This window comes from Nocardia sp. CDC160, from assembly GCF_035818795.1.
Classification (GTDB): domain Bacteria; phylum Actinomycetota; class Actinomycetes; order Mycobacteriales; family Mycobacteriaceae; genus Nocardia.
The window spans coordinates 1,475,718-1,496,090 of sequence record NZ_JAYKYT010000002.1 but is presented as its reverse complement, the minus strand read 5'-3'; the positions used below and the strand labels follow the sequence as shown (position 1 = coordinate 1,496,090).

The following is a 20,373-nucleotide window of genomic DNA, read 5'->3' as shown; positions in this document are numbered from 1 at the left end:
CTGCCACTGTAGGAGCCTCGAGGTCCCTCAGGCTCCCAGCTGATCGGCCAGATCCAGGAAATCCACGGCATTGATATCGAATTCGTCGGAAAACTCCGCATCGCCGAGCGCCGGGTCCCCGTATTCGAGTGGGCGGGCCACGAACGCGGTGTGGAATCCCAGCTGCCCGGCGGCCCGAATGTCGTATTTGTGACTGGCGACCATCATGATCTCGGCGGGCTCGAGGCCCAGGTAGCGGGCCGCGAGGTGGTAGGTCCGCGGATCGGGTTTGAACACGCCGACCATCTCGGCGGCGAAGATCGCGTGCCACGGCAGGTCCGCGCGGCGTGAAATCTCCACCACCGCACTGACATCCGCATTGGACAGGGTGGCGAGGGTGTAGTGCTCGCGCAGCCGCGTCAACCCCGCGACGGTGTCGGACCAGGGTTCGAGCCGGGCCCAGGCCCGGGCAAGATCATCGCGCTCGGCCGCGCCCAACCCGATTCCCCTGCCGTCCAAGAGGGGATCGAGGGTCTCGCGGTACACCGCGGCCACACTCATCCAGGGCCCCTGCTCCGGCCGCCGCGACGTCGCCTCGAAATAGGCCGCGCGCCACTCGTTCACGAACGCGGACCAGTCGTGTCCCGGCGCGTGTGGCCCGGCAATGGATTCGGCCGCGCCCCGAATGGTCGAGTGGAAATCGGTCGCCGTCCCCTGGACGTCGAACAACAACGCCTTGATCACGACCCGACCGTACCCGCCCGGGTCGCGCGAACGGATTGAGTGGTTTCTCATACTCCGCGCGCGCCGCCCGGATCTAGGCTGACGGGTATGGAGACCGGGCGAGCCAGCCGGACGGCGTTGGCCACAGCGTATGCGCGTGCGCATCACCAGCTTTCGGGTGAGCCCCGGGTCTTCACCGACCCGCTGGCCGCGCGGATCATCGGATTGACGGCCGATCGGATGCAGGAGTTCGAGACCGAGCGCCTCGACAGGCCGGGTGGGAACGATCCGCGTCGGCGGGCTCGCCGATACTTTCTGGCCGCCCGGGCCCGCCTCGCGGAGGAGGTCGTCGCCAAGGCCGTCGCGGCCGGGACCCGCCAGGTGGTGATCCTGGGCGCGGGTCTGGACACCTTCGGTTACCGGAATCCGTACCCGCAGGTCCGGGTGTTCGAGGTCGATCATCCGGATACGCAACGGTGGAAGCACGAGATGCTCGCGGACTCGGGCATCGAGATTCCCGAGTCGGTCACCTACGCGCCCGTGGATTTCGAGACCGGCACCCTGGCGGCGGGTCTCGCCGCCGTCGGATTCCGGCGCGACGAACCGGCCGTGTTCGTGTGGCTGGGCGTGGTCATGTACCTGACCCGCGAGGCGATCGTGGAGACGCTCCGATTCATCGCGGACCAGGCGCCACCGGTATGGGTGGTCGCCGATTACCTCGGCCCCGGCACCACCGACGAGGAACGTGCGGCCGTGCGCGAGCGCGCCGAACGGATCGCGGCCCTGAACGAACCCTTTCTGAGCTACCTCGAACCGGCCGAGTTCGACGAGCTGTTGCGCTCACTCGGCTTCGACACGGTCGAGCAGTGGCGGCTGTCCGAACTGCTCGCGGAATATCTCGAGGCACCGATTCCCGACCTTTCGCTCGGGGGAGGCCCGGTGCGAATCATGTGTGCCAGCCGCGGCCCGGCGACTGAAGATTGACTGAAACTCCCTGAGCCGAGCCCCGCCGGGGCCGCTCTGCGCTCGATACTCGGGGCATGGGCATGTCGCCGGAATGGATGCGGACCGCGCGGGTTCTGCGGCGGTCCGGGTTCGGGACGACCGGAGCCGAGGTCGACGCGGTCACGGATGTGGCGGGTTACCTCCGCGCCGCCCTGACCGCCGACCCGGAGGACGATCCCGGGGCGCGCGCCAATCCACTGCCGCGGTTCACTCCGCCCGCTCCGCTCGGGAAGGGCGCGACGGTCGAGGCCCGCAAGCAGTATCGGGCCCAACTCACCGGACAGCTCGACACGCTGACCTGGTGGTGGCTGCGACGCATGGCAGCCGTCCAGGTACCGGTCCGCGAGAAGCTCACGCTGGTGTGGCACAACCACTTCGCGACCTCCGCCACCAAGGTGCGCGATGCCGCGGAGATGGCGGCGCAGAATCAGACGCTGCGCACGCACGGGGTCGGGGATTTCACCACCCTCGCCTACGCCATGCTCACCGACCCGGCCATGCTGCGCTGGCTCGACGGCGTGGGCAATACCGCGAAAGCGCCCAATGAGAACCTGTCTCGCGAATTCATGGAGCTGTTCGCGCTCGGGCACGGCAACGGGTACACCGAAACCGATGTGCGCGAGGGCGCGCGGGCGTTGACGGGGTGGACTATCACGGGCGGAGTGGCCACCCTCGAGGCGAAACGTCACGATGGCGGCGTCAAAACCGTACTGGGAGTGACGGGTCCACTCGACGCCAAGGGCTTCTGTGACGCCGTGCTGGCTCGCCCCGAATCCGCGCGCTTCGTGGCCGCGAGCCTGTGGCAGTCGCTCGCCTCCGACGATCCACCCTCCGACGCCGCGCTGAACCGGCTCACCGCCGCCTACGGTCCCGGCCGGGACCTCTCCGCCCTGATCACCGCGATCCTCACCGACGCCGAATTCACCTCCGCCCGAGACACCGTCGTGCACGGCCCGGTCGAATGGCTGATCGGCGCCGTGCGGGCCCTGCGGGTTCCGCTCACCGACGACGTCTCCGCGCGCGCACTCGCGGGAACCCTGCGCAAGCTCGGCCAGTTGCCGTTCTATCCGCCCAATGTCGGTGGCTGGCCGCGCGGTCAGGGCTGGATGTCGAGCGCGGCCGCGCAGATACGGCTCACGGCGGCAACGGATCTGGTGAAGAAGGCGGATCTGTCGGCGATCACCCAGGCGAGCCGATCGAGCCGACTGGACGCCACCGCCTACCTGCTCGGCCTCGGATCCTGGTCGGACCGCAGCGCGAAGGTGCTGAACACCGTCCTCGACCAGCCGCCCCGGCTCGTCGCCCTGGCCATCAATACTCCCGAATACCTCACCAGCTGAAGGTCGTTCACCATGCCGCAAGTCAGTCGCAGACAGTTCCTGGTCGGCACCGGCGTGCTGGGCGCGCTCGGCGTGGTCGGCGCGTCCGCCATCACCTGGGACGAACTGCACCAGCGGGCCACGACCACGCCATTGGCCGCCGGGTCGGGAATCCTGGTGGTGCTCACCCTGTATGGCGGCAATGACGGGATCAGCACCGTGATTCCCTACGCGGACAACGCGTATCACGATGCCCGACCGGAATTGTCCTACCGGCCCGAGGAAGTCTTGCACCTCGATGATCAGCTCGGCCTCAATCCGGCCCTGAAGGGCCTGTCCGGCCTGTGGCAGAACCATCAACTGGCCATAGTGCGCGGTGTCGGCTATCCGCGGCCGGACCACAGCCACTTCCGCTCCATGGATATCTGGCAGACCGCCTCACCCGACGAGCCGGTGCCGACCGGTTGGATCGGGCGCTGGCTCGACGCCACCGGAGACGATCCGGTCCGCGCGGTGAATATCGGCCCGGTCCTGCCGCAGCTGGCCATGGGCGCGAAACACACCGCGGCGGCGTTGGATCCGTCCTCGGCTCCGCTGTCGGCCGATCTGGCCGCGACACTGTCCGGCCTGGCCGCCACCGATCCGGACGACAGTCCGGCACGCGGCCGGGTCTGCACCGGCTATCAGGCCGAACAGACTGTCCGCCAAACCTTCTCGTCGTTGAAGCAGTCGAAGGGGCAGGCCGCCGACGCCCTCGTCGCTCAGCTGGATCTGGTCTCCCAGTGCATCAAGGCCGGTGTCCCTACCCGCGTCTACTCGGTGAGCCTGGGCGGCTTCGACACCCACGCCGACGAACGCCACACCCAAGAGCAACTGCTGGGCCGCCTCGACGCGGCCGTGACCGGCTTCCTGAAGGACCTGTCCACTCACCCGCGTGGCCGCGATGTGGTGCTGCTGGCCTACAGCGAGTTCGGCCGCCGGGTGGCCGCCAATGCCTCGCAGGGCACCGATCACGGCACCGCCGGACCGGTCCTGCTCGCGGGCGCGGGTGTCGCGGGCGGCTTCCACGGCGACGAGCCCAGCCTCACCGACCTCGACAATGGGGACCTGAAGGCGACGGTCGATTTCCGCGACATCTATCACGAACTGCTGCACCGGGTATTGGACGCCGACCCGGGCGCGGTGGTCGGTTCCGGCCGCCGTGACCTCGGTCTCCTGACGGCCTGACCGTTTCGGTCCGCCGCACCGGTGCCGAATTTGCTCGACATTAGCGCTGGTAGCCTCGGTTTCAATCAATCTGTTCACGTCTTGCCTACCCCGCTCGGACGCGGTATTCATGCGCTTGTGGGGGAAGGCGAATCGAGGCTGAAAGTAGGAACCGGTGAGTGCCGACGTTCTTGCGGCACGCCGGGCACCGACGCCGCGTGGCCGCCCGCGGGTATGCACGCTGCCCCGCCTGCTGGCCACCGCCGCGGAGACTGATCCGACCGGTATCGCGGTGTGCACGGGCGGACGCTCGCTCACCTACGCCGACCTGGACGAACGCTCCACCCGCCTGGCCCGGGTACTCATCGCGCGCGGCCTCGGGCCCGGTGACCGCGTGGTGCTGGCGCTGCGGCGCTCGATCGAGTCCGTGGTCGCGGTGTGGGCGGTCGCCAAGTCGGGCGCGGCCTTCGTGCCGGTCGACCCCAACTATCCGGCCGACCGTGTCGCCCATATGCTCGCCGACTCGGGCGCGGCCCACGGTCTGACGCTCTCGGCTACCCGCGAGCGACTCGGCGACGGCCTCGACTGGCTCGAACTCGACTCCCCGGCCTGCGCCGCGGCGCAGGCCGACGCCTCGGCCGAACCGCTGCACTTCACCGAACGCACCCGCCGACTGCACGGCACCGACATCGCCTATGTGATCTACACCTCCGGCTCGACCGGTCTGCCCAAGGGCGTGGCCGTCACCCACACCGGGCTGGCCGGACTCTGCCGGGAGCAGACCCGCCGATTCGGCATCACCTCCGGCTCGCGCACCCTGCACTTCGCCTCGCCGAGCTTCGACGCGGCCGTGCTGGAACTGCTGCTGGCCGTCGGGTCGGCGGCGACCATGGTCATCGCACCGGCCGACTGCTTCGGCGGCGACGAACTCACCGAACTGCTGCGCGCCGAGCGGGTCACCCACGCCTTCATCACCCCGGCCGCCCTGGCGGGCCTCGACGCCACCGACTTGCCCGATCTCGCGGTGGTGGTCGCGGGCGGTGAGGAATGCCCGCCCGATCTGGTGGCCCGCTGGTCGCCCGGACGCTCCTTCTTCAATCTGTACGGACCCACCGAGACCACGGTCGCCGCGACCATCAGCGAGGCGCTGACCCCGGCGGACACCGTCGCCATCGGCGGGCCGATTCCCGGGGTGTCGGCCCTGGTGCTCGACGCCCGGCTGCGGCCGGTGCCGACCGCGGTCGCCGGTGAATTGTATTTGGCCGGACCGGGTTTGGCGCGCGGCTACCATCGGCGGCCGGGATTGACCGCGGCCCGCTTCGTCGCGCACCCGGACGGCACGGGGGAGCGGCTGTATCGCACCGGCGATGTGGTGCGGTGGATCGTGGGCGGGGACGGTCGGCCGACGCTCGAATATCTGGGCCGCAGCGACGCGCAGGTGCAGATCCGGGGCTTCCGGGTGGAACTCGGCGAGATCGATGCGGTGCTGTCCGCGCACGAATCGGTCTGTCACGCCAAGACTCTGCTGCGCCGCCTGCCCAGCGGCGCGACCGCGCCGGTGTCGTACGTGGTGCCCGCGACGCACACCGAACCCGATCCCGACTCCTTGAGAGAGTATGCGCGCCAGCAGCTTCCGCGCCACGCCGTCCCGGCGGCCGTGGTCGTCATCGAGCGCATTCCGCTGACGCCCGTGGGCAAGCTCGATTACGACGCGTTGCCCGAGCCCGTCCTGGCCACCCACGCCACCCGGCGGGCCCTGACCGACACCGAGCGCACGGTCGCGGCGGCCTTCTCCGAACTGCTGGGCGTCGGTCCGGTCGGGGCCGTCGACGACTTCTTCGAGCTCGGCGGAAACTCGCTGCTGGCAACGCGATTGGCGGGACGACTCGGTGTCGGCGGGAGCGCGCGCGTTCCGGTCCGGCTGATCTTCGAGCATTCGACTGTGGCCGCGCTGGCGGCGGCCATCGAGGCGCTCGGCACCGAGGATCGGTTGCCGCTGCGGCCTCGGCCGCACTCCGCGACGCGGCCACCGCTCTCGCTGGCGCAGCAGCGCATGTGGTTCCTGGCGCGCCTGGATCCCCGCTCGCCCGCCTACAATATTCCCTTCGCCCTGCGGCTTTCGGGCGATCTCGACGTCGGCGCGTTCGGGCTGGCCGTGCGTGATCTGCTCGAGCGGCACGAGGTCCTGCGCACGGTCTTCCCCGAGAGCGCGGGACACGGCTATCAGGACATTCGGCCCGTCGACGAGGTCCCGGTGGACCTGACGCCCGTGGAGCTTCCGGAATCCGAACTGAGCTCGGAGCTGATCGCCTTGGCGGGCAAGGGATTCGACGTGACCGCCGAGGTGCCGCTGCGGCTGCGCCTGTACCGCCTCGCCGAGCACGACTTCGTGCTGGCCGTCGTGATCCACCACCTGGCCGCCGACGGCTTCTCGATGCTCCCGTTGACCCGCGACCTCATGACCGCCTATGCGGCCCGCACCCGAGGCGACGCGCCGGAGTGGTCGCCGCTGCCCGTGCAATACGCCGACTACGCGGTCTGGCAGCGCGAATTACTCGGTCCGGCAAGCAAACCCGATTCCCTGCTCGCGACCCAGCTGCGGCACTGGCGGACGGCATTGACCGGACTGCCGCCTCTGTTGGAACTCCCCACCGACCGCCCGCGCCCGCCCGTGGCGTCGCAGCGCGGTGCGGCCCGGCATTTCCCGGTGGACGCCGCCGTGCATCGCGGGCTCGAGGAACTGGCTCGCGCACAGGGCGTGTCACTGTTCATGGTGGTGCACGCGGGCCTGGCGGTCCTGTTGGCGCGGCTGTCGGCGACCGCGGACATTGCCGTCGGCGCGCCGGTGGCCGGGCGCGGCGAGCCCGAACTCGACGATCTCATCGGCATGTTCGTCAATACGCTGGTGCTGCGCACCCGCGTCGAGGCCGCCGAGAGCTTCACCGATCTGCTCGCACGGGTCCGCGATACCGATCTGGCGGCCTTCGCCCATGCCGAGGTGCCCTTCGAGCGGCTGGTGGCGGATCTGGACCCACCGCGCACCCAGGCGCATCACCCGCTGTTCCAGGTCGCCCTGTCCTTCCAGGAATTCGGCGAACGACAGCTGCGGCTGCCCGGCCTCACCGTCGACGCCATCGACCTCGGGGAATCGGTCTCGCCCATGGATCTCCAGCTCACCGTGGTCCCGCGCCGGGACGCGGAAGGCGCTGCGGGCCTGAACTGTTCCTGGCGGTATGCCACCGATCTCTTCGACGAGTCCACCATCGACGCGTTCGGGCGGCGATTGAGCGCCCTGCTGGCCGCCGTCGCCGCCGACCCGGAGCGTGCCGTCGGTGATCTGCCGCTGACCGACGTCGCGGAGGTGACGAACTTCCCGAGTGTGGGCTCGAATCACGCTGTGCCGCACCGCTTCTTCTTCTCGGCCTTCCGAGAGCAGGTGCGCCGCACGCCGGATGCCGTGGCGGTGACCGATGAAAGTGCGGCGCTGACCTATCGCGAACTCTCGGAGCGTTCGAATCGACTCGCGCGCAAGCTGATCGACGTCGGAGTCGGTCCCGGAACGACCGTCGGCACGGCGCTGCCGCCCGGCGTGGACCTGGTGGTCGCGCTCTACGCCATCGTGCAGGCGGGCGGCGCCTACGTCCCGATCGATCCGACCCAGCCCGCCGAGCGGGTGGCGGACATGGTGGCCACCGTCGCACCCGTGTGCGTCATCACCGCGGACATGCTGAATTCCGAAGAGCTGTCGAGCTTCTCGCCAACACCCGTCACCGACGCCGACCGGCCGCGCCCGCTGCGCGAACAGGATCTCGCCTACGTGATCTTCACGTCCGGATCCACCGGCCGCCCCAAGGCCGTCGGCATCTCGCATGCGGCCATGGCCAATCACATCGCCTTCCTCACCGCCGAATACCACCTGACCGAGGCCGACACCTATCTCCAGTTGGTGCCCACCACCTTCGACGCCTCCCTGATCGGCTACACCGCGCCGCTGGCCGCGGGCGCACACCTGGTCATCCCCACGACCACCGGCCGCACCGATCCCGAGTACCTGGCCGACATCATCGACCGCCACCGCGTGACGTGCTTCCTCACCGTCCCCTCACTGCTGCGCGCGCTCTTGGAACACGCACCCGCCCAAGCCCTGTCCGGGTTGCGGGTGGTCTGGGTGGGTGGCGAGGCGCTGCCCGCCGAGCTGATCGCGCGCTTCACCGCCGCGAGCCCGGCCCGGCTGCACAACCTGTACGGCCCGACCGAGGCGACCATCTCCATTACCGGCACCGAGGTGACCGATCTCGGCGACCGGCCCGTGTCCATCGGTGCGCCGCATTGGAATTCGCGCGCGTACGTGCTCGACGCCCGCCTGCATCCGGTACCGGCGGGCACGCCCGGCGAACTGTACGTCGCGGGCGCGCAGCTGGCCCGCGGCTACCTCGGCCAGGCGGACCGGACGGCGGATCGCTTCCTCGCCGACCCCTTCGGCCCGGCCGGTGCGCGCATGTACCGCACCGGCGACCTGGTCCGGCGCACCCGCGACGGCGGCCTGGAATACCTGGGCCGCACCGACTTCCAGCTCAAGCTGCGCGGCCAGCGCATCGAACCCGGTGAGGTGGAGGCCGCACTGCGCGCGCATCCGGGCGTCGCCGAGGCGGTCGTGGCCATTCGGAGCGAGCGGCTGGTGGGCTATCTGCGCGGCGTCGGCGGCGTCGCACCGGATCTCGCCGAGGTACTGGACGCGGCCCGAAAGCGGTTGCCGGGCTACATGGTTCCCAGCTACCTCACCGTGCTCGAGGCCTTCCCGCTGGGGTCCACCGGCAAACTGAATCGGGCCGCGCTGCCCGATCCGGAACTGCCGGTGCGGGAATACCGGGCTCCGGAGACTGCGGACGAGCGGATCGTCGCCGAGGTCTTCGGCGCGGAGCTCGGCATCGACCGGGTCGGCCGCGATGACGACTTCTTCGCCCTGGGCGGAAACTCCCTGTCCGCCATTCGCGTTCGTGCCGCGCTGGCCGATCGGCTGGCCATCGCGGTGCCGCTGCGTCCGCTGTTCGACCATCCGCGGGTGCACGACCTGGCCGCCGCGCTCCGGGCGGACCCGGCGACCTCGGACGGCGGACCCGATCCGCTGGCCGACGCCGTGCTGGACGCGGACATCACCGCCGCCGATCGAGAGCAGCGTGACTCCGGCGCACCCGATGCCGTCCTGCTCACCGGCGCGACGGGTTTCCTCGGTGTCTTCCTCCTGCGGGAACTCCTCGAACGCACCTCGTCCACCGTCTACTGCCTCACCCGCGCGACCGACGAATCCCATGCCCGGCAGCGCATTTCCGACGCCGCCGCGAGCTTCCGCGTGGACCTCTCCGGCTACCCGGACCGCATCGTCCCGGTCCCCGGCGATCTCGCGCGGCCGCGGCTGGGCCTGACCGCCGAGCGGTTCACCGAGCTCGCCGAGCGCGTCGACGCGATCTACCACAATGGCGCGCACGTCAATCACCTCGAGCCGTACGCCCGCATGCGCCCGGCCAATGTCGAGGGCACCCGCGAGGTGCTGCGACTGGCCGCCACCGGCCCGCTCGCCCCGGTCCACTACATCTCGACCGCCTCGGTTCCCGACGGCCCGCCGGACGGGCTACCCGGCTACGTCCTCACGAAATGGGTTGCCGAACAATTGGTTCGGACCGCCGCCGACCGCGGCCTGCCAGTCCGCGTCTATCGACCCGGCCTGATCACGGGTGATTCCCGCACGGGGGCGGCCGGAACCGACGACGCCTGGTGGACCATGCTGCGCGCCATGCTGGTGCTCGGCGTGGCCCCGGACCTGCCCGACGGCGAGGTCGCCATGCTGCCCGTCGACCAGGTGGCCGCCACGGTCGTCGCCGCGCCCGCGCGCGAGCGCGTGGTCGCCCTGCTGCCCGGACGGACGGTCTCCCTGAAATCCATTCGAGACGAGATCCTGCGTCGCGGTTACCGCCTGGACCTCGCCGACCCGATGGAGTTCGCCACCACCCTGCTGACCTCGGCCGAGCGGTCGGGAGCCGACGAACTGCTGGTTCGCGCGGCCGCCCTGAGCATCAACTATTCCGCCGAGGTGACCGGTGTGGCACCGAGCGATCCGAGCTCCCCGTGCCCGGGCGTCGACTGCGCGACGCTGGCCCGCTACTTCGACTACTACGTCGAGGTCGGCTTCCTGCCGCCTGTGAGCTGAGCCGCACGCCCGGAATCAAACCCGGCCGTTCGGGTTTGCACTGGGCATGGTGGCAATGGACACGATTCCGGCGTGGCGGTCGATTCGCTTCTCGATCCTGGACCGCTCCCGGGTCCGCCGGGACCAGTCGCATCCGGAGGCCCTGCGCGAGACCGTCGAGTTCGCCCGCCTGGCCGAGGAGTGGGGCTACCACCGCTTCTGGGTCTCCGAACACCACAGCGTCCCGGGCGTGGCCGGTTCCGCGCCGACCGTGCTCGCGGCCGCCATCGCGGCGGCCACCTCCCGCATCCGGGTCGGCACCGGCGGCGTCATGCTGCCCAACCATCAGCCGCTGGTGGTGGCCGAACAGTTCGGCGTCCTGGAATCGCTGTACCCGGGCCGCATCGATATGGGTCTGGGCCGTTCGGTCGGCTTCACCGACGGCGTGCGCCGCGCGCTCGGCCACGACAAGCGCGACGCCGAGGACTTCGATGCCCAATTGACCGAACTGCTGGCGTATTTCACGGGCGGACGCCGGGGCGTGCACGCCTGGCCCGCCGAAGGGCTGCGCGTGCCCGCCTTCCTCCTCGCCACCGGCTCGGGCGCCGAGCGCGCCGCGCGCTTCGGCCTGCCGCTGGTCATCGCGGCGGTCTCCGGTGAGGACGCCATGGTCGAGGCCATCGACCGGTACCGCGCCGAGTTCCGGCCCGGCCCCGGCGGCGACGAACCCTACGTCGTTCTCTCCGGTTCGGTCGTCATCGCCGACACCACCGCGCAGGCCCATCGCCTGCTGCTGCCCGAGGCCTGGTCGGCGGCCTGGTCGCGGACGCGCGGCGAATTCCCCGCCCTGCTCCCGCCCGAGGTCATCGAACGCGAACCCATGACCGACCGACAGCGCGCCCTGTTCGACGACGCGCTGCGCGGCCACATCCACGGCCCCGAAGCGCAGGTGCTGGCCGAGCTGGACCGACTGATCCGCCGCACCGAGGCCGATGAATTCCTCGTCCACACCAGTACCTACGACCGCACCGCCCGCCTCGAATCCCACCGCCGCCTCGCCGACGCGGTGGGTCTGCGGGTGTCGGCGTGAAGTACGGGGTATGCCGATGAAGATGAACGGAAGATGAACGGAACTTGACTGGACGGTCGAGTATCGGCAATAATGGCCGTTCTGTGCCTCGCGACCCGGCGAGGCCCGTAATCGGTGTCATGGCTAGTAAGAGGAGGTGAGGGACGAATGAATCACGGCGACAGTCCGTGTCCGAGACCGATTCACCACCCTCGTACTTCCCGGCCTACCGGTGCGGAGCTGTAGTTCTCTCACGCGGTGGTCGGCCTGACTCCTGAAGGAGGGCTGTCATGGCTTTCATCAACTTCTCCCGTAACCCGTTGACCGTACTGTCGGTACTCGGCGAGCGTCGTTCCCGGTCCGCGCTGACCGTGTCGGAACGCGCCAACCTGCGCGCGTCGCGCACCCCGGTCGCCGTCTTCAGCGCCTCCCTCGGCGCGCACGGCAACCGCTGAGTCCCGGAGAACGGCCGAAACAACGCCGACTGCCCCCGAATCCTTCGGGGGCAGTCGGCTTTTCCGGTCCGGGCGCTACTCCGCGCGCCGATGCAGTTGGGCGTACAGCTCGGCCGGGGTCTGGACGTTCCAATGCGCGAAGGCCTCGGCCGGGGTCATCGTGCGCGCCTCCCGGGCCGGGACCTTGCGCAGGAACGGCGCGGCCACCGGGGCCGTCATCGGCGAAAGCCAAGCCAGCAGGCTCAATTGGAGCCGCCCGCTCTTGGACAGCACCCAGAAGACCGGCTTGGCCAGCAGTCGCACCGCCAGATCGGCCAGCGGTGACTGGCGGATCGCGGCCAGGTCGCGCTGCCAGTGCGGCAGCGTCGCGATGGTGGCGGTGCGCAGGAATTTGTTCGCGATCCAGGCGAAGGGTCCGAGCTTGCCCAGCAGCGGCGGATACATGACCCGGGCATTGAGCAGGTGGTCCATCATCTGCTGGGTGACCTCGCTGGCGGCCAGCCGCGGCCGAATGTCCTCGAAGTAGGCGCGAATCCCCTCCCGGGTGCGCGGCACCTTGTTCGGATCGCAGGTCTGCAACTGCGCCGCGATCGCGCACTCGTTCCAGAATTGATGCTCCTCGGCATCCGACAGTGGCCCCGGTCCGAACTGCTCGTAGACGTAGAGAATCGAGTGCCACGCCGTCAGGTGGATCCACAGCTGCGAGTCCGGATCGTTTGCGTCATAGGGCAATCCGGAGACCGGCTCGATGCCCACGCCCGTCTTGGCGTGGATCTTCATCAGCACCGCGGAGGCCTTGGTCGCGGTCTCGGTATCGCCGAACATGACCGTCGCGAAGTAGGCGAGGGTGTGGTCGTAGCGAGTCCTGGCCTGGCTGTACACCTTTCCCGTGTGCTGCACCGAGGCCACCAGGAACGGATCCAGCTCCTCGATCACCACCGCCCGGTGAAACCCCACCGACAGCGAGGTCGGATACCCCCACACCTTCCACGTCACCGACCCGGGCCCGAAGAACCCGTTGTCCCCGGCGGGCTCCACCGGCGCCCGCAACCACGCCAGCGGTTTCGTCCGCGCACTCCCCGCCTCGACACCCGTCGACTCCATATCGATGGTCATAGCTGAAAGGTATCAGTTGTGTTGCCGTATGGCGTAATCGCACCTCGCAAGGATACTTGAACACTGTTCAAGCTCGAGGTAGATTGCGATCGCATGACAAGCGATCTGCTGAAAACGTTGGTGGACAAGGCATTACAAAGACGAGCTCCGGAGCGTGCGGAAGCCCTTGCGCTCTTGGGTGATTCGGAGCCATTGATCGATGTGGTGGCGGCCGGTGCGCGGGTGCGTCGCGAATTCTTCGGCACCCGAGTCAAACTCAACACCATCGTGAACATGAAGAGCGGTCTGTGTCCCGAGGACTGCGGATACTGTTCGCAGCGCCTGGGTTCCGAGGCCGAGGTGCTCAAGTACTCCTGGATCGCGCCGGGCAAGGCCGCCGAGGTCGCGGGTCAGGCGGTGCGGGCCGGGGCCAAGCGGGTGTGCCTGGTGGCCAGCGGGCGCGGGCCGGGGGAGCGGGATCTGGGGCGCATCGAAAACACCATCGCCGCCATTCGATCCGAGCATCCGAAGGTCGAGATCTGCGTCTGCCTGGGACTGCTGGCCGACGGGCAGGCCGAGCGGCTGGCCGCGGCGGGCGCGGACGCCTACAGCCACAACCTCAATACCGCCGAGGCCCGCTACGCCGACATCTGTTCGACGCACACCTTCGCCGATCGGGTGGACACCCTGGGCCGCGCGACGGTCGCGGGCCTGTCCCCGTGTTCGGGCGCGATCTTCGGCATGGGTGAATCCGATGACGACATCGTGGATGTCGCGCTCGCGCTGCGCGAGCTGAATCCGGACTCGGTGCCGGTCAACTTCCTCATCCCCTTCGAGGGCACCCCGCTCGGTGACCGCTGGGATCTGACCCCCGAGCGCTGCCTGCGCATCCTGGCCCTGTTCCGCTTCTACTTCCCGGACGTCGAGGTCCGGCTGGCGGGCGGGCGGGAGATCCACCTGCGTGGAATGCAGCCCCTGGCACTGCACTTGGCGAATTCGATCTTCCTGGGCGACTACCTCACCAGCGAGGGCCAGCCGGGCGCGGACGACCGCGGGATGATCACCGACGCCGGATTCACCATCGAGGGCATCGATGAACCGACCCTCCCCGCCGCCCGCCACGACCTGGTCGCGATTCGCCGCCGCGGCGCGGGAACCGGTCTGCCCGCCAATGCGTGAGCGATTGTTATCAGTGTGAGCGGTTGTTACGAATGTGCCATTGACAACTGTAACATTCGGGGGTGATGCTTGGGGCATGAGTACAAGGTCAACGGCGACCTTCCCCTCGGCGGCGGTTCCCACCCGACCCGCGACGCGGACGCGCATGGCGGCCGCGGCGTCGGTGGTGGGGTTGCGGCAGGTCAATGGGTTGTTGCCGAACAATCGAATCGGGATCGAGGCCGGGCGCGGGCTCATCGCCGCGATCATGGCGGCCTTCGGGCCGACACTGCCGGGGACCGCGGTCATGCCGGTGCGGTCGGGCGGGGTGCGCGGCGAGTGGGTCCGCGCGGCGGGGGTTCGGCACGCGGAGCGGGCCATCTACTACATCCACGGCAGCGGATACGTGGTGTGCTCGGCGCGCACGCATCGGGGGCTGGCCTCGCGACTGTCGAAGCTGACCGGGCTGCCGGTCTTCGTCGTGGATTACCGGCTCGCGCCGGAGCATCCGTTTCCTGCCGCGGCGCAGGATGCCGCGGCCGGGTATCGATGGTTGCTCGAACACGGGTACCGGGCGCGGGATCTGGTGATCGGCGGTGACTCGGCGGGGTGTCATCTGACGCTGGATCTCTTGCTGCAGAACGAGATTGCCGGGGCGGCGCAACCCGCCGGTGCCTTCATGTTCTCGCCGCTGGTCGACCCGACGCTGACCCTGGCCGAGCGGCGGGATCGGGTGCTGCCCGACCCCATGGCCCCGGCGTGGGTGGGGCGGCGCATGATCGCGCTGTACACCGGTGCGGAACCGGAGGATTCGCCGCGGCTGCGGCTGCGGATTCCGGCGGGCGCGGCGCTGCCGCCGCTGTTCGTGCAGGCCAGTGCGGGGGAGATGCTCGCCGACGACGCGCGGCAGCTGCGGGATATGGCCGCGGCGGCGGGGGTGCCGTGCGAACTCCAGCTGTGGCCGGGCCGAATTCATGTGTTCCAGGCGCTGCCGCTGCTGGTTCCCGAGGCGGCCGCCGCGCTGCGCCAGACCGCGGCATTCGTGACTTCCACACTGGCGCGGTCGGACTCGCCGGTTCGAGAACAGGTGAGCTGATATGTGGCCGATCGACGAGCTGGCGTTCGCGCTGGGCGGCAAGCGCCGCACACACCGCGCCAAGGCGATTGTGACCGGGGCGGGCAGCGGGATCGGGCGGGCCTTCGCGCTCGAACTCGCCGCGCGCGGTGGGGAAGTCGTGTGCGCGGACATCGACAAGGAGCGCGCCGACGAGACCGTGCGGCTGATCGAGCAGACGTACGGGCGGACCGCGCATTCGATCTTCTGCGATGTGTCGCGCCGCGAGGATATCGAGAGCCTCGCCCTGCATGCGGAGCTGATCTTCCGGGGCGCACCGACGCTGGTGATCAACAACGCCGGTGTCGGCATCGGCGGGAAACCGGTGGGAGACATTGGTTTCGGCGACTGGGAATGGGCGCTGGGGATCAATCTGTGGGGGGTGGTGTACGGCTGCGAGATCTTCGCGCCCCGGCTGCGCGCGGCCGGGCGCGGCGGGATCATCAATGTGGCCTCGGCGGCCGGATTCGCCGCCGCGCCCGGGATGGCCGCCTACAACGTGTCCAAGGCCGCGGTCGTCTCGCTGTCGGAGACCATGGCGGCCGAGCTGGCGGGCAGCGGGGTGGCCGTCACCGCGCTGTGCCCCACCTTCGTGCGGACGAATGTGGTTGCGGACGGGCGGATTACGGCCGGATCCGCGCGGCTGGCGACCGGGCTCATGCGGCTGTCCGGATTCTCGCCCGAGCGGGTCGCCCGCACCACCCTCGATGCCCACGACCGCGGTGCGCTGTACGTGGTGCCGCAGCTGGACGCCCGGCTGGTCTGGCATCTCAAGCGGCACTTCCCGGCTCTCTACACCCAAGCCCTCGGCGTCTTGAATCGTGTCCTGCCACAGGAGGACTCGACAACGCCGCAGCAGACCATCCAGCAGACGGGAGTCTGATATGTCCGCCAAGAATCAAGCCTTCGATTTCGACAACATGCTGGCCAAGATCAAATCCAAGCAGTGGGCGCTGGCCGATATCGACTGGGACGCACCGGGAGCCGAGCTCATCGATCCCGCGCTGCACGCCAAGCTGAAGCCGTTCATGGCCGATCTCATGTGGATCGAGAATGTCGGCGCACGCGGATTCGCGGCCATGGCCAAGAAGGCCCCGACGGCCACGCTGGCGGAGATCTACCGCTACTTCCATGCCGAGGAGCAGCGGCACGCCAATGCCGAGCTGGCGCTCATGCGGCGCTGGGGCATGCTCGACGGGGACGAGATCCCCGAGCCAAATATCAATGTCAAGCTGGTCATCGACTTTCTGGACAAGCATTCCGACGGCATGTCGCTGTCGTTCCTGGGCACCGTCATCCCCATGCTCGAGGTGGCCCTGGACGGCGCGCTGATCAAGTTCGTGACCGACGAGATTTCCGATCCGGTGGCGCAGGAGGTGTTCAAGCGGATCAACAATGACGAATCCCGGCATTTGGCCACCGATTACGCGGTCATGGAGCTGCTCGGGCACGCCAGCGCGCGCAAGCTGGCCATCGATCTGGTGGGCGGGTGGGTCAAGCCCTCGCTCATGATCGGCGTGCTCAGCTATGTGCCGCTGCTGAACAAGATGCGCGACAACATTGTCGAGATGGGCGTGAACGAGGAGAAGCTCTACGCGGCCATGGCGCGGTTCAAGCAGGTCGGGGAGCGCAATCCGATCGCCAACCGGGTGCCCATGTATCGGATCGTGAAGATGCACGCGGGCTGGGTCATCAACCGTGACCACCCGTATCACCTGCTCGCGGACGGCCTGGTCAAGCTGACCGGGGCCATACCCGAGCGCCTGCTGCCCGCGCAGCCGACCTGGTCCAAGGAACTCACCTACGAGCCGGTCGCATGAGCGCCGTGCGTAAGCCACTGGACGTGGCGATCATCGGGGCGGGCTTCGCGGGCATCGGCGCGGCGATCAGGCTGCGACAGAAGGGGATCGGCGACTTCGCGCTTTTCGAGCGGGGAGAGCGGGTGGGTGGCACCTGGCGGGACAACACCTATCCCGGTGCGGCCTGCGACATCCCGTCGCGGCTGTACTCTTACAGCTTCGCGCCGAACCCGGACTGGTCGCACACCTATTCGGGCAGTGCGGAAATCCTCGGGTATATCGACTCCATGGTGGAGCGGTTCGGCATCGGGCCGCGTATTCGCTTCGGGCACAACGTCACCGCCCTGGCATTCGACGAAGCAGCCGGACTCTGGACCGTCTCGTTCGCCGAGGGCCGCCCGGATGTGCTGGCGCGGACGGTGATTCTGGCCTCGGGGCCGCTGGCCAATGCCGGATTCCCGGATATCAAGGGCATCGATACCTACGAGGGCCACAAGATCCACAGTGCCCGTTGGGATCACGACTACGACTTCACCGGCAAGAAGGTGGCGGTGGTCGGCACCGGAGCCAGCGCCGTGCAGATCATTCCGGAACTGGTGAAACAGGCCGCGGCGGTGAAGGTCTTCCAGCGCACGCCCGGTTGGGTGCTGCCCCGGGTGAATCGGCGCACGAACGGCCTCACCAAGCAGCTGTATCGACGCGTGCCGGTGACCCAGTCGCTGGCGCGCGAGGCCTGGTTCTGGGGGCACGAGTCGGTGGCGCTGGGCGTGGTGTGGAACACGCCGCTGACCCGGGTCGTGGAGTCGGTGGCGCTCGCGCATCTGCGTGCCCAGGTGCGCGATCCGTGGCTGCGCCGCCAACTCACCCCGGATTTCCGGGCGGGCTGCAAGCGCCTGCTGATGAGCAGCGACTACTACCCGGCGCTCCAGAGCGAGAACTGCAAGCTCATCACCTGGCCCATCGCCGAGATCTCGCCGCGGGGCATCCGCACCGCCGAGGGCATCGAGCACCGCTTCGACTGCATTGTCTTCGCCACCGGGTTCGAGGTGTCCAAACAGGGCACGCCGATTCCGGTGACCGGTCGCGGCGGCCGGGTGCTCGCCGATGAATGGCGCAGGGGCGCATACGCGTTCAAGAGCGTCACGGTGGCCGGATACCCGAATCTGTTCCTCACCTTCGGCCCGAACTCCGGTCCCGGCCACAATTCGGCGCTGGTCTACATGGAGGCGCAGATCGACTATCTGACCGACGCCATCAAGATCGTGCTGGATGGCACCGCACGCACCCTGGAGCCGCGACAGGATCGGCAGGACCGCTACAACCGTCGCCTGCAGCGCCGGTTGACGGCGACCACGTGGAACTCCGGCTGCCGCAGCTGGTATCTGACCGAGGACGGCTTCAACGCCACCATGTACCCCGGTTTCGGCACCCAGTACGCCCGCCAGCTGGCCACGGTGCGCCTGGCGGATTACGACCTGCGCTAGTGTCGTGGCCGATCGATGATTCGGGTGGTCGGCGGAAAGGACGGGTGCGATACGGATGGCGGAGTACCGCATCGACGATCTCGCCCAGGCCGCCGGGACCACCACCCGCAATGTGCGGGCGTATCAGGAGAAGGGCCTGCTCCCCACGCCGACCCGGCGCAGTGGGCGGGCCCTGATCTACGACGAGACGCATCTGGCGCGGTTGCGCATCATCGACGCGCTGCTGCAGCGCGGCTTCACCATCGCGCACATCGCGGACTTCATCACCAGCTGGGAGACCGGCAAGGATCTGACCGAGATCCTCGGGCTGCAGAGCGCGGTCACCGCCACCTGGGGTAAATCCGAAGAGCCGGTGGAGATTCCGCGCGAACTCATCGACACCTTCTTCGGCGAGACCGAGGAGCACCAGGTCGATCGCGACCAGCTCGCCCGCCTCGAGGAACTCGGCCTGGTCCGTCTGCACGGTGACACCGCCGAGCTCACCCGCCCCGATCTGCTCGAAACCTTCGCGGCCCTGAACTCTTACGGCTTCGACCTGCCCGGCATCATCGACCTGCACGCCGCCATCGTCGACCGGCTCGAGGACATCGCGCGGCTGATGGTGGTCGCCGCCAAGGACCACATTGTCGACCAGCACGGTCCCGGATGGCTCCCGGACTCCGACGCGGAGGTGGCGGCCACCGCCGAAATGCTCACTCATCTGCGCGATCTCGGCGTCCGGGCGGTGCGTGACAGCCTCGATCAGGCCCTCGACAAAGTACTGGAGTCCGAACTCGGCGCCTATTTGGAAACGGCCGCCCGCAAGCGGGGCGCACAGGGCTGACACCGGGCACGCTGGCCATTGCTTGTGGATACGACCGACCGTATTCTTTTGGAATGACGGTTACCGAACAGCCTTTGACCGAAGAGACCGATCCGGACGTTCTCGCACCGCAACTCGCCGCCGCGCTGCTGCACGACGCTCCGTGGCGGCGGTTCGCGTCGTTCGGCGACAGCCTGTCGGCGGGCGTGTGCGGTCCGACCCCGGGCTATGAGCACCTGGGCTGGGTCGGCCGGGTGGAGCGTGTGCTGCGCATGGTCTACCCGGACCTGGCCTACCTCAATACCTCGAAGGTCGGTGCCACCACCGCGCAGGCGCTCGCGGAGCAGCGGCAGCTGATCGAGGACTTCGAACCCGATCTGCTGCACGTGAACAGCGGTGCGAACGACATCGTGCGCCGCCATCCCGATTGGGACCAGATCGAGGCCGGGTTGCGTGAAATGTGGGTGTGGGCGGCCGGAACGGGCGCGCAACTGACGGTGTTCACCCTGGTCCGCCGGTTCGTCATCCCCGCGTTTCCGGACTGGACCGATCGGGTCGCCCGGCTCAACGACATCACGCGCAAGCTGGCCGGTGAGTTCGATGCCGTGCTCGTCGACACGTGGGACCACCCCATCAACGAGCGGGCGAATCTGGTGAGCGAGGACAAGATTCACGTCGCGAGCGGCGGACAGGCGGTCCTGGCGACCTTGATGGTGAAGGAGCTGGCCTATCGGCTGTAGCGCCATAGGCACCGTGCATCGGAACGTAATCGACCGGTTCGCAATCGATTCCACACGTATTCGGACCGATGAATTCACTGTGATTCTTATTCTTGACCAAAGGTGTTGAGTAACAGCATCTTCGGTGTCTGTCCTGCGGTGGACCGAAGTGGCGCAGCGGATTATGCTCTCTGGAGAGAGTTCCGTTCAGTGGATATTTGCCTCCGCTTTGTGGAAATTCATGCGGCAGGGGGTTGTTGAC

General features: G+C 68.6%; 15 protein-coding genes. 13 read left to right on the top strand and 2 right to left on the bottom strand.

The features are described 5' to 3' along the window. Window positions 1-27 precede the first annotated feature (27 nt). Window positions 28-774: a haloacid dehalogenase type II gene (locus tag VMT40_RS14450; RefSeq protein ID WP_326358491.1), complete on the bottom strand. Its 747-nt coding sequence runs from the start codon at window positions 772-774 to the stop codon at window positions 28-30. A 36-nt stretch (window positions 775-810) separates the two neighbouring features. Here VMT40_RS14450 and VMT40_RS14445 point away from each other — a divergent pair, with 36 nt between their 5' ends. The 6 genes from VMT40_RS14445 to VMT40_RS14420 all read left to right on the top strand — a co-directional run bounded on the left by VMT40_RS14445 (window position 811) and on the right by VMT40_RS14420 (window position 11,940). After that, window positions 811-1,686, top strand: coding sequence for a class I SAM-dependent methyltransferase (locus VMT40_RS14445; RefSeq protein WP_326358490.1), 876 nt, complete (start codon window positions 811-813; stop codon window positions 1,684-1,686). A gap of 56 nt (window positions 1,687-1,742) precedes the next feature. Further along, window positions 1,743-3,047: a DUF1800 domain-containing protein gene (locus VMT40_RS14440; protein ID WP_326358489.1), complete on the top strand. Its 1,305-nt coding sequence runs from the start codon at window positions 1,743-1,745 to the stop codon at window positions 3,045-3,047. Between the two features lie 12 nt (window positions 3,048-3,059). Beyond that, window positions 3,060-4,253: a DUF1501 domain-containing protein gene (locus tag VMT40_RS14435; protein WP_326358488.1), complete on the top strand. Its 1,194-nt coding sequence runs from the start codon at window positions 3,060-3,062 to the stop codon at window positions 4,251-4,253. A gap of 154 nt (window positions 4,254-4,407) precedes the next feature. Next, window positions 4,408-10,437, top strand: coding sequence for a non-ribosomal peptide synthetase (locus tag VMT40_RS14430; protein WP_326358487.1), 6,030 nt, complete (start codon window positions 4,408-4,410; stop codon window positions 10,435-10,437). Window positions 10,438-10,492: 55 nt separating this feature from the next. Further along, a complete protein-coding gene (locus tag VMT40_RS14425; RefSeq protein ID WP_326358486.1) occupies window positions 10,493-11,506 on the top strand; it encodes an LLM class flavin-dependent oxidoreductase in 1,014 nt (337 codons plus the stop codon). A 269-nt stretch (window positions 11,507-11,775) separates the two neighbouring features. After that, complete coding sequence (locus tag VMT40_RS14420; protein WP_326311377.1) at window positions 11,776-11,940, top strand: hypothetical protein; 165 nt, start codon at window positions 11,776-11,778, stop codon at window positions 11,938-11,940. A 75-nt stretch (window positions 11,941-12,015) separates the two neighbouring features. On the opposite strand, the gene VMT40_RS14415 is transcribed toward VMT40_RS14420, so the two are convergent. Next, window positions 12,016-13,056 (bottom strand): oxygenase MpaB family protein, encoded by a 1,041-nt coding sequence (locus VMT40_RS14415; protein WP_326358485.1) that lies wholly within the window; start codon window positions 13,054-13,056, stop codon window positions 12,016-12,018. A gap of 93 nt (window positions 13,057-13,149) precedes the next feature. Between VMT40_RS14415 and bioB the strand changes: the two genes are divergently transcribed. The 7 genes from bioB to VMT40_RS14380 all read left to right on the top strand — a co-directional run bounded on the left by bioB (window position 13,150) and on the right by VMT40_RS14380 (window position 20,132). Continuing rightward, entirely contained in the window at window positions 13,150-14,214 is a 1,065-nt protein-coding gene (bioB, locus tag VMT40_RS14410) for a biotin synthase BioB (RefSeq protein ID WP_326358484.1), read from the top strand. A 76-nt stretch (window positions 14,215-14,290) separates the two neighbouring features. After that, entirely contained in the window at window positions 14,291-15,289 is a 999-nt protein-coding gene (locus tag VMT40_RS14405) for an alpha/beta hydrolase (protein ID WP_326358483.1), read from the top strand. Window position 15,290: 1 nt separating this feature from the next. Then, on the top strand, window positions 15,291-16,190 hold the full coding sequence (locus VMT40_RS14400) for an SDR family NAD(P)-dependent oxidoreductase (protein WP_326358482.1): 900 nt from the start codon (window positions 15,291-15,293) through the stop codon (window positions 16,188-16,190). 1 nt (window position 16,191) lies between these two features. Beyond that, on the top strand, window positions 16,192-17,127 hold the full coding sequence (locus tag VMT40_RS14395) for a ferritin-like domain-containing protein (RefSeq protein ID WP_326311381.1): 936 nt from the start codon (window positions 16,192-16,194) through the stop codon (window positions 17,125-17,127). Further along, window positions 17,124-18,590, top strand: coding sequence for a flavin-containing monooxygenase (locus VMT40_RS14390; RefSeq protein ID WP_326358481.1), 1,467 nt, complete (start codon window positions 17,124-17,126; stop codon window positions 18,588-18,590). The genes VMT40_RS14395 and VMT40_RS14390 overlap by 4 nt, the downstream gene beginning before the upstream one ends. 55 nt (window positions 18,591-18,645) lie before the next feature. Then, the gene (locus tag VMT40_RS14385) at window positions 18,646-19,413 is read left to right on the top strand and encodes a MerR family transcriptional regulator (RefSeq protein WP_326358480.1); all 768 of its coding nucleotides are present in this window, start codon (window positions 18,646-18,648) and stop codon (window positions 19,411-19,413) included. A gap of 53 nt (window positions 19,414-19,466) precedes the next feature. Then, entirely contained in the window at window positions 19,467-20,132 is a 666-nt protein-coding gene (locus tag VMT40_RS14380; RefSeq protein WP_326358479.1) for an SGNH/GDSL hydrolase family protein, read from the top strand. The last annotated feature ends 241 nt before the right edge of the window (window positions 20,133-20,373 follow it).